At 36.6% G+C, this 11,198-nt stretch carries 3 protein-coding genes and 3 pseudogenes; 1 reads left to right on the top strand and 5 read right to left on the bottom strand.

The window, feature by feature from the left end; all coding sequences use genetic code 11:
* Nucleotides 1-69: 69 nt before the first annotated feature.
* Nucleotides 70-354: pseudogene (locus ADA42_RS15460) on the bottom strand (WYL domain-containing protein); the annotation flags it as partial.
* 207 nt (nucleotides 355-561) lie between these two features.
* Between ADA42_RS15460 and ADA42_RS15465 the strand changes: the two are divergent.
* Nucleotides 562-891 (top strand): DUF4236 domain-containing protein, encoded by a 330-nt coding sequence (locus ADA42_RS15465; protein ID WP_048766101.1) that lies wholly within the window; start codon nucleotides 562-564, stop codon nucleotides 889-891.
* Between the two features lie 270 nt (nucleotides 892-1,161).
* Here ADA42_RS15465 and ADA42_RS15470 read toward each other — a convergent pair whose 3' ends face one another.
* From ADA42_RS15470 to ADA42_RS15490, 4 genes and pseudogenes are all read right to left on the bottom strand, one after another.
* Entirely contained in the window at nucleotides 1,162-2,394 is a 1,233-nt protein-coding gene (locus ADA42_RS15470; RefSeq protein WP_048766102.1) for an ATP-binding protein, read from the bottom strand.
* Between the two features lie 537 nt (nucleotides 2,395-2,931).
* Nucleotides 2,932-4,587: pseudogene (locus ADA42_RS18810) on the bottom strand (HNH endonuclease signature motif containing protein).
* A gap of 799 nt (nucleotides 4,588-5,386) precedes the next feature.
* Nucleotides 5,387-10,447: a tyrosine-type recombinase/integrase gene (locus ADA42_RS15485; protein ID WP_048766104.1), complete on the bottom strand. Its 5,061-nt coding sequence runs from the start codon at nucleotides 10,445-10,447 to the stop codon at nucleotides 5,387-5,389.
* Nucleotides 10,444-11,116: pseudogene (locus ADA42_RS15490) on the bottom strand (hypothetical protein). The gene ADA42_RS15485 and the pseudogene ADA42_RS15490 overlap by 4 nt, the downstream one beginning before the upstream one ends.
* Nucleotides 11,117-11,198 lie beyond the last annotated feature (82 nt).

The raw sequence follows: 11,198 nt of genomic DNA on the forward strand, positions 1-11,198 counted from the left end.
CTCAATTTGGGGCGCTTTGCATTTCAAATCTTTGTGCAACAAAGCCCTTTTAATGGCAATAGACTATTTCGATACACTGACCAAGCCCGAGAGCATATTGAGATATTCATTGATATGCGCTGTAGTCAGTACAGGCTGGAAGCTGACTTTAGGTACATAACCTTTGACGGAGGGGTCATGAATCAAGGCATCGGGGTTATACAGCGTATTATAGCGCTTGATATCCGCAGAAGCCTGCTGTCGACTAAGTCCAAACCAGCTCATCAAACGATTGGTAACCAAACGACCTTCCCAGTATGCAAGCAGCTCGATCGCTCGCATTCGTAGCAGGACTTCATGCTTATCTGTCGTCATATACCAATCAGTCAATAAGTAGCAGCTTTAAGATTACCCTACAGCAAATATACAGTAAACATTTTTGACGGTATTTAAAGGTAGTATTGCAATCACCAGATAAAAAATATACTAGTATCGTGATGATAGCCGTCAAAGTACGATCTCTAGCAGATCATGGATCCTGGTGTAGAGCGTAAATTGAGCTAAATTTAGAATGAGAGAAATATGGGTTTTAGATTTCGTAAAAGTATTAAATTATTCCCGGGTTTTAAAATTAATCTGACCCATAAAGGCATCAGCAGTGCCAGCATTGGCAAACCTGGTGCTTCTCTAAATATTGGGAAAAAAGGTACGCGAACCAGTGTCGGTATTCCAGGTACGGGACTATCTTACTCTAAACACCAGCCTTACTCTAAAATGACCCGTGTTCCACAACCGACATCGCTAGAACACACGGAATATAATCCTCAGAATTTAGAACAACCGAAGACAAAGATCTGGCCTTGGATTATTTTTGGAATATTGTGTTTTATGGTGGGTGCCGTCATTTTTTAGCAAGAACAGCATTGTATTTTGATCAAAAAAAAGCCCACATGGATGAATGGGCAAACTAAGGAATTAATATCCTTCAGAAACTCCAGCGCAATTCTCGCTACTTTCAGTAAGCGACTCTGGTTCAATCATGATAGTCTGACTCAATCGAATCGAGGTAAATCGATCCATCACAATTGGAGCAGAAATTATGCTTGAATACATTCTTGAATGATGCTGAAAAGTCTTTGAGTTTTAATTAATAAATAAGAGTATCCATGTCTACCCTCAACTTTACTTATTTTCAGATAGTAACCAATCGAGAGCACTCATTTTTACAATACCATTATAATTCGCTTCAGTCCCTATCGTGTCTAAGGTAAGCAAATACTTGGGATACGAATCAGAAATTTTCTGTAATGGACGTAACTCTCGGCTGAGTGTCTCCTCATTGAGCGTTTCTAATGCCACCTGATAATAAGTTAAATTCTGTAAAGTATCGACAGCAACAAAATCAATTTCATATTCATCAACCCGCCCTACATAAACCGTATAACCTCGTCTGACAAGCTCAAGATAAATCACATTTTCTAAGATATGACCTTGATCAGCATTAGCATCAGGCAACATAATCCGGCGCAATCCGACATCAACTAAATAGTATTTTTCAGAGGATTGTAATAACTCACGCCCGCGTACTTTAAATTGTGCGGCACTATAAAATAACAAACTGTCCTGTAAGCCCTGAATATAGCGTTTTACTGTTTCAAATGAAATCTTAACCCCACTTGAAATAAAGGTATTTTTAATTTTATTGATGGAAATAGGTGAGCCAGTCACGCTTGCCAAATATCTTGCGACACGCTCGAGAGAGTTAATATCGGCAGTATTCAAACGGGGAATAACATCTTTAAACATTACACTGGCATAGACCGCTTGCAAGTAATCATAAGTTTCCTGCTGGCTAGTCATGGCAAGCGTATAAGGGAAACTACTGCGCGTATACATAGCATACAAATCACGATTGGATAATTGTTGGATGATCGGATTATTTTCAATATGCCACTGTTTAAATTCTTGGAATGACAGAGGTAGAACGTGTTGCTCGATATAGCGTCCTGTAAGTAAAGTCGCAAGTTCTCCACTTAGAAAGAATGCATTTGAGCCTGTAATATATAAATCGATATAATCCCGAACATATAAAGAGTCGACTACTTTCTCAAAATTTGTAACATGTTGTATTTCATCTAAAAAAACATAATTTTTTTTACTTTTATCAACTTTGGACAATACATAATCATGTAGTTTACCGTAATCGGTGAGTTCTTCAAATTCCATAAATTCGAAGTTGATGGCAATGATGTTTTCGGCTTGTACACCCTGTGCTTTTAGGTCTTGTTGAAACATCGCCAATAAGGTGGATTTTCCAGAGCGACGGACACCTGAAAGTACTTTAATGACATCACGGTCTTGCCATGTATTCAGAAATTTTAAGTAACCATCACGTCGAATATTAGCGCTTCTCATTATTTACACTTAGAATCTAAAGTTTTAATAAATTCTATCAAATTTTAGAATACATGTGTGAATATATTTTAATTTTAATAAAAGTTTAAAGGTTAAGTGAAACATTCAAAGCTGCTGTTGAAGTATACGGATAGTAAATGTAATAAAAATCTAGATTCTATCTTTTTTGATTATTTTCCATGTCATGTTATTTCATTGATGCTACGACTTAACGGCTATATAAATTAAGTGAAAAGTAAATGGAACTAAGATGTTAACTAGAGTGGAACTCATTTTTGTTGTGCTAATGGTATCAGCCTTATTGCGTATGAATTGCTAAAAGGTTTATTTTAAAGTCACCTATACATGTTTTTGATCAAAAAAAATGCCCATAGGGGGAATCTATAGGCAAAACTAAGGACCTTGACGGTCATTCAGAAACTACAGCTAGCTTCTAGTTATGATTCTGCACTGAATTAAAAACAACCACATTGGCTGAATATATCAAAAGTTAAATCATTGATAAATTTTAGAAAATTAATTTACCGCCTCTGCTGCTCAATACAGTAATTCACCAAACAAATCCGCTCTAATCTCTTCCAGGCTCAGATCTGATTTCATTCTATTACAGATGGGATGAACCAGCAGGCCATTCTCTAGAACGCCTTGCCCACCTACGGCTTTGGCAATCCTATGATCCGATTCAGTAGAATCAAGATAGATCAATCCATCACAAATGAGGCAAAGGTTATGATTACCCACCACAAAATTGTGCTTAAGCAGACTCTTGGTTAATGCCGAAAAGGCCTTTGGCTTTGACCAAGAAATTGGACTAATCGACTCCACATATCCCACCACATTCTTGACTACTGCATCATCATAACCACCCAAAAACCTTTCGACATAGAACTCGTTAAAGTTTATGTACTTGAAGGCCTTAGACATGGACAGAATAAAGGTATTCAGGCATTTCTCATCATCAAAATCAACCTCCATTTCCAAGCTTAAGCAAATAAAGGCTTTATAGACAATCTGTAGCCGATCATAGCCCTTGATACCACTGCCGAACTTGCCGACCGTTTCAGTGGTCGCCACGGGGAAATTGGCGATCAAGAACTCAATACTACGGCGTACCCGGGTGAAGTCCTTGAAACTAATCTTTCGATGATGAATCTGCATGCGGCTTTCATGAATTTCATACACAATTGAAAACCATGCAAGAAAAGAAGTAATCTGAAAACGCTGATCCTTATAAAAATATAAGTATGGATGTAAGCCCAAACTCGGAACCCCAGCATTTTTTACAGGCGTTGCTATCCTGCAAAGAATGGTCAACAGATGCGACATTAGGTTTTCAACGCGCTCCCCCTAATTCAGACTCATAATATTATGAATCTGATCACCCGCAATGATATTCATCAGCTCATTGACCAAGCCAATTTTTTTGCCATGACTCATTTCATTGTCTAATAAAATGGTCGAAAAAAGTAGCTGGTGGATCCTCTCCCCTAACTCAATCAACTCATTTAAACGTGTATATTGGAGCTCTTCTAGGTTAGATTTATTGTCATTGATATAACAACAGGCATAGATCGCATAATACGCGTCACTACCGCGATTTCTTAGGTGATATTCCTCATATTTATCTAAACGTTTAGTATCTGAGTTAATCGATTGAAATACCCGTCGTGCATCTTCTGGAGTCCCCATTACCTGTCTGAAACTAATTTTAATATCTTCTAACTTCGACTTTTTTTCTGCAAATTCAGCATCAGTGCAAATTCTTTGAAAATCAGCGAGATCTCCTAAATAATTGCGGAGGTAACGAATATCTTGTTTTTGTGGATCATTGAAATTAGGTGCTTGAGTGACTTGCTTATCCGCAAAATATCTATTAATCCACGCATAGATACAGGAAAGACGATGTGCTCCATCAATAATGTAAATATTGCCGTGTATATCTTTCCAATACAAAATGCATAAATTGATGTTTTGATCTTCTGTGCAATCTTCAATAAAGTTTGCAATTTCTTGCACGCTCCAACATTCCGTAGAACGCTGGTTATCCGCCTTAAATAAACATTTGATGATTGGATGCTTTTCAAAATCAGTCAGTGCCACTTCAAAATTGTCACGCTGCATTGAAGGTGACATTTCTTCTGGCAACATGACTTTACGCTGAATAATATTGGTCAATAGTCGTGTAGAACCCATTTCTTATTTTCTCCAGGCAACACTTTCCTACTTTCGCTCAAGTACGAAATTTGAAAATGTATATAGTTCGATTTGGTTAAAGCTGTGAATTAAATGACTGTCAATATCCAGTCAGCGCTAACAAAAGAGACCTAAGAGAAATGGGGGGATTAGATAATAAAATCTTCATGTTTAGTACCTGTAGTTTAGAGTTGACTATCTACAACCATCTTTTCCACGAGATGGAGGTAGACCAAACAGGGGTGGAAATACCGCACTACAGAAGACGGCCAGTCATAGACTGCCCTGCCTGGCCTACCATAATGGCAAACTAAGCATAATAAGCACAAAAAACCGCTAAAGCGGTTTTAATGCTTCTGTAGTAATTTTCAGGTTTCCACGCCCGATTACAGATTTTGCTGTAACGTAATTATCATATGGGTATCTTTTTCTTTGGTCAAACCAAATTAGAATTTTTTATTCATTTTTAAATAAAAAATATTAATCCTTAACATATTGATCAAATGGAAAGCGAAGAAAAAAATCAAATTCGCGGATTCCTAGGCCTTTGCTTGGCAAATCACATATTTGACAAGCAAAGGTTAGGCCCCTTAGGTTGAACAATATATGCTTAGGCTATTTGCACAATGCAAGGTATGATGTAGTCAGGTAAATGATATTCATGCACACTTAGCTGTCTTGAACAAATTTACAGAATTTGGCTGCACTTATACCCAAATTGTCACTTGAATTTAGCTCAATTAGGGTAGCGCTGTCTTTCAAAACTTTATGTAATAAAGCGTGCGTAAGTCATATTTACTTAAATTCTGATATGATCTCTAATCTCCAAATATCGTACACTCAACCATGCTAGTACCCATCGCACGGCGCTTAATGACGCTTGTTGAGACATAATTCTAAAATAATCATATTTATTATGTTTCATCACTATCGGAAAAAACTGATGTTCTGTAAGGATTGAAAGCATAGGTTCATCCTCTGCCGTAAAATGCATCAATACTTTTGTTACATTACTTTCATACAACCATTTTTTTATTAACCAATTGTAAGTTTCTGATTGGTTTTGTTCTAAATAATCAAATCGCTCTAAAATCTCTTGTGCGGAATTAAAATCTACAGCCCTTAGTAATTCAGGCAAACGTGCTAATTTTCCTTGTGTCAAGAATGGATGTCTTCCTATATTTGAACCACGTTTACCTGAAGGAATGTTTGACATCGTAATTAAAGCTCTCTTCCAGGACTCAATATCTAATTGTGGCTGTCCCTGTCCAGAAATAAGATACCCCTCAATATCTTCAATCTTTTGAAACAGTTCGTGTTTAATTACTTTACCCGTCGAATTCCCTCTTTTTTGGGCATAGATTACCCACCTCTGACTTTCTATTTTTTTGAGCACATATTTTTCGATGGTATCTCTCAACTCATATTTTAGATTACCATTCTGTTGGTTAATCACTTTGAAATGCCTGAATAAATTACTCCGACTCATGACTCGCTTAAAAAATGCAGTATGTAAATTGAGTTGCTGTTGTTGCATGCTATAGGCATAAGTAGCCAGAAATAAGATATGAACATAATGCTTTAATGTTGTCGATTCATGTAAATGTCCAAGCACTCGGCTAATCGCTTTAATCCCTTGCCCAACCTGTCCTTCATTGCCGACTAGTGTATTAAATTGCTCATTTGATGGCATCCAATTTTGTAGCCATGGCAACTCTATTGTAAGCGCTTTAAAATCCACCACTGTTTCCAAACACTTTAAAGTATATGCACTTGCAAACGTATGTCTTAAATGATGTAAGCTGAGATCAACATCTCCAGTGACTTTCTTTAAAATTTGAGATATTTGATAAAAAAAATGCCTATGCTCACTGCTCTCATCAGATATTAATATCGAATCTTTTTGATTCTTATTAATATCTTCTAATCCCTTTTGGATTGTATGACTTAATAAATTCATCGGAACAACACGTTCTGATCCAAGCGTTTTTAACTGATGCTCACCATAAGGACGAATTCGGAGCATATCCTCATCAATATCTAAGGGCCGTAAATGAAGTGTCTCTGAACGCCGTACACCCATCGCCGCAGATAAACGAAAATGACGCTGAATCTCTAGACGTAAAGCTGCATCATTCACCCCAGATTCTACAGATTGTAATATTTGAACGATCTGCTGCACTTCATTTTTTGAAAAAACTTTAGCACTTGCTTGATGCGCTGTACGCTTTTGTAACCTTATACGATCATCATTTAACTGAATTAAAAAATCCCTAAAGCGATTCCACGCAGCGAGATGCTTGCGATGTGGAAAATGCTCTTGCGTCAACTCCATCCATTTTTGAAACACATCTTCATCAATCTGGCTATCTTTTGTTAAATCTTCTGAAAACCCCAATACACCTGCACTGACGATGGCCAAATGTAAATGAATCATATTTCGATTCTGTAGACTTAACTCTTCTGCATCACAGCGTAAAATCAACCATTGCACAAAGCACGTTAATAAATTAACTGAATAGTGATTCGTTTTATTACTAGCAAGCTGTTTAAGCCAAATGCTTGATCTAGACTCACCTTTTAGCTGCTGAATCATCGCTAAAATATCAGACAAATGTAGTTGCTCATAGCCTATTTCTATTTTACTTTTTGGCTCAGTGCTATCTAAACTTGTGGTTAATTTTTCATATTCGGATAATCGTAATAATTCATTTATTGAAAGATCTTCAGTCAGGACTTGGCCTGATATATAACCTGCAATCAACGGAGTGCTATTTAATATCACCTTTTGCTGTAAAGCTTTCAACCATTGAGCTAACGATAGAGTTGACTTAAGCCCTATTTGTTTTAAATATGTATTAAAACACTTTTGCCAATCCTTTCTTTGTTGATTTCTTGACTGTGCTAAAATCTCTTTTAATCGGGGCTGTAGATACTGTCGGTCTACTAAAATTAAAGTCGAGACATAAGGACTTAACAGTACTGTACGGCGTATCTTCGTCACAGATCTATCATTATTCACTGCCAGCTCAATAAGCCGACTATATCCCATAGCGACTATAGGCTGATCAGAAGCAATAAACTCTAACATTGCTTGTAAATGGCTTACTCTGCACAATTGTGAATACATCGAGAGTACAACCAGCAAACGTCCTATTTCAACATCACAATTTTGATGTTCAGGTAAATTTTCTAAATCATTCTGAATAACATCAAGTAAGTTTTGTTCTATATAACACCATGTACTAAAACTATTTTCAGATGTCAGCCATGTACGATGAGCCTTTTGAGGTAGCTGAACGAATAAAGGAATTTTCGCTTCATCGCGAATATAAGCACAATATGCTTTAATCGCTTGAGGCAAATCAATATTTTTATTTTTAGCTAAATTTGAGGCTAATAGATGTCCAAGCTCTAAAGCTACTTGTGGCTCAGGATTTTCCTCAAAAATCAACGGACAATAGGACTCATACTCTGATTTTTTCAGCCATTCTTTTACATCATTTTCTGAATATTGTATTCTCAACTTCGTCTCTACTTGAGCTGTTTTATCCTCTTGGGTTAAAACAAATATTGGAATATGCTTGATTTTTAAAAAATCAAAACCTTCAAGACATTCGAAACCTAATTGTTTTTGCAAGTTTTCTTGTACATCAAGCCACTGTTGTTGAAAAGCTGATACAGGAAATACAGATAACATATCCCATGGATGACGACCCCGTATCCAGTGCCCAAGTCCAGCGTCCTTGAACCGTCCAGGTAACTGATTATAATCAGAGCGAACCAACTTCCGTGCCCAATTTCTAACTAAACCTTCAATCTGATGAGGAGCACAAAGTTGCACAGCATAAGATGATAAATCAACACGTGGTTCAACTTGCTCCCCTAGCATTCCCATCAAACCACATAAACCTTGAATCTGTTTGATCAACGCTTGCGTCAATGGCACATAACGATCGGTTGATTCATCTTGATGATGTTTATCTTGAATCAATGCCCAGCCTTGCTGACTGATCCACTTTGGAAAGGGCTGCTTAATTCCTCGTCCTGCAGTTGCAAGATTCATCCATAATGCTGTATACAATGTTAAGTTATCAAAGAGCGTCTGCCAATCTTTCTCTTCGGCAGCATGATTTATTCTCTTTTTTATTCGTGTAATTTCATTTTGTATTTCAATAATCTTTATTCCAATTGGGCTACCCACCCGCTTATTGGAAGAGTATATATATTCAGGAATATTAATTTTTATCGTTCTTAAACAAGCAGCCCAGAGTTGCTCAAGTTGCCTCTGTTCAAAAGAGGCATAATGAATCAAGTTATCATAATTTCGACCTGATGCATTCGTCACTGCTTTAACGACAGCTAAATCACCTTGGCTATGATCATATAACAACCGTGGAAGAACATCTCGAATGCTTTTGAGGCTGATTTCTAGCTCTTTAGGTACACGGTTAATCAGTTCACTCACGTCACGTTCAACTGCAATATGATGTCTTGTAATCCCAAGATTTTTGACTTGACTCACCAAATCATTGAGTTCAATCGGTAAAACCAAATGTAATTCATTGGTCCATGGCACATGAAATTTAGAATCTTCTGGTTTTTTTTTGAGTGTCGGTGTCCCTGCAAACACACTTAATACATATGCAGATAAAGTATGATCATACTGAATAGCAATATTATTCTGATCTGCATTTTGACTAAAACGAGGCGCTGTTAATTCACTTACCGAACGTCCTGTGAGTAAACTTAATATTAAAGCTAATTTTGCGCGTAAAATTAAGCTGGTATCAGTATGAGGTGGTTTTGCAGGTTGACAGAGCCTAAACACTTCTTGAATCGAATTTAAGGACAATCGCCATTTGATCCAAACTAAACCAACATTTGTAGCTTCAACATGCTGAGAAGTAGACTTAGATGCATAAAACCCTCGAATTAAATCGGATTGTTCTGCCAAAAAAAATGTAAACAAGGGCTCCAATGGTGTTTCATCTTCTTCAATCTCATCATCCTCAAATACATCTGAGACTAGACCACGATGAATTTCATCTACATCCTCTAAAGGTTGAATAGCAATACTTAATGAGCCGTATCGTTGCAAGATCAGTTTTCTATGCTTTAAACCTATACGGTGTAAAAATTCTCGACGTTTTTTTTTATTTTTTTGCCGATTATTTTGCCAGATTTGTGATAAAAATAGCTTTAATGCATAATAAATTTTATTTAATTGTTCATCTTTATCATGAACAGACATTAACTGAATCAGTTGTTTCGGGGAATTTTGAAGCAGTGATGCTTTTACATCTTCTAAAATCTGTGTATTACCAGCATCACCTAATAGCCTAATCGCTAAAAAGGCATTGTACACACGAGATCCTTTTTGGTCTTTCAGCTTTATGCTTCCATCACCCTTTAAATAACTACTATAAAGCTCAAGAACATGTACCTTGTCTTGAAAATGAAAAATTTGATCTAAAAACCAAATAATTACAGTATCAAAACTCTCATTATTATGATTTTCTCCTGATTTAAGCAAGAGCAAATCACAAATTCCACTGTCTCCAGTAAAGGGGCGCAACGGCGTGGGGTTATGTTTATTTTTATCCGTTGTTTTTGAAAAAAAATGTGAATATTCCTCAGAATACTCTAATGCACTAATGATCTCTAAAGTCTTAAGCTCATCACGAAATTTTGGTAATTCATTATCACCAATCAAGGTGAAAATTCGCTGACAAATGACAACGATACCGGCTAAGCTATAATGTGCACGTAATAAAAATAATGCTCGGAGGAGTTTTTGTTCTTCTATAGGGGTATTCTGGTTTATCCATTTTTTCAGTTGCTGAAAATAAATATTCATAGCCTACTCCTAAGACGATAAATCCATGCTTTCCCAAAGTCTGTTAAAGCTAAAGCAACTTCTGCCGTTGGCGCCAAACGAACAATTTGCTTTTGATATTTTTGATAAAGTTCTTCTAGTTGAGGTAAAAGCACAAAAAAGTCAGCTATGTGAAAATAGGGTTGCACAGACTTGCCCAGCTCTTTCACTTTAATTCTTTCTAATGGCAAAAGCTTTTGGGCGATATAACCAGCTAAAACATTTTCGATTAAAAAAGTACCACTCACCACTGGTGGTGCCCAACCTACCAGTTTTTTTACAAAGGAAATAGGCAGCTTATTTAGATAATGCTGTGTATTTAAAAATAAAATCATTTCTTCTGGATCTAAACGCTTTAGCCGAAGTTGGTCTGCAACCACTGTCTTGTCCTGTGCTTTATCCATTTTTCCCCCAGTGTCTTCTTTTCACACTGTCCTTTAGAATTTTTACCTTACATAAATCCCTATCGACAGCAAGCAATAACTTACGATATATCGCGAGCAGTAGTAATGCTTGATTTTTAATTTTTTCTGAAAACTCACTGCTTATTTCCCCATTGAGTAACATCATTTTCAAAACTAAAGCTGGGCATGGTTTTTCAAACCTACCTTCAGATATTGTTAATGCATCAATGAGCAATGGTGTCATCATTTTTTTCTGCACAGGTAAATTATTTTTAGCGTTAAAATCATAGAATAACACAGTCCCAAAATTAACATAATAAAATCAAATA

This window comes from Acinetobacter sp. 243_ASPC, assembly GCF_001054715.1.
GTDB classification, from domain to species: Bacteria; Pseudomonadota; Gammaproteobacteria; order Pseudomonadales; family Moraxellaceae; genus Acinetobacter; species Acinetobacter soli.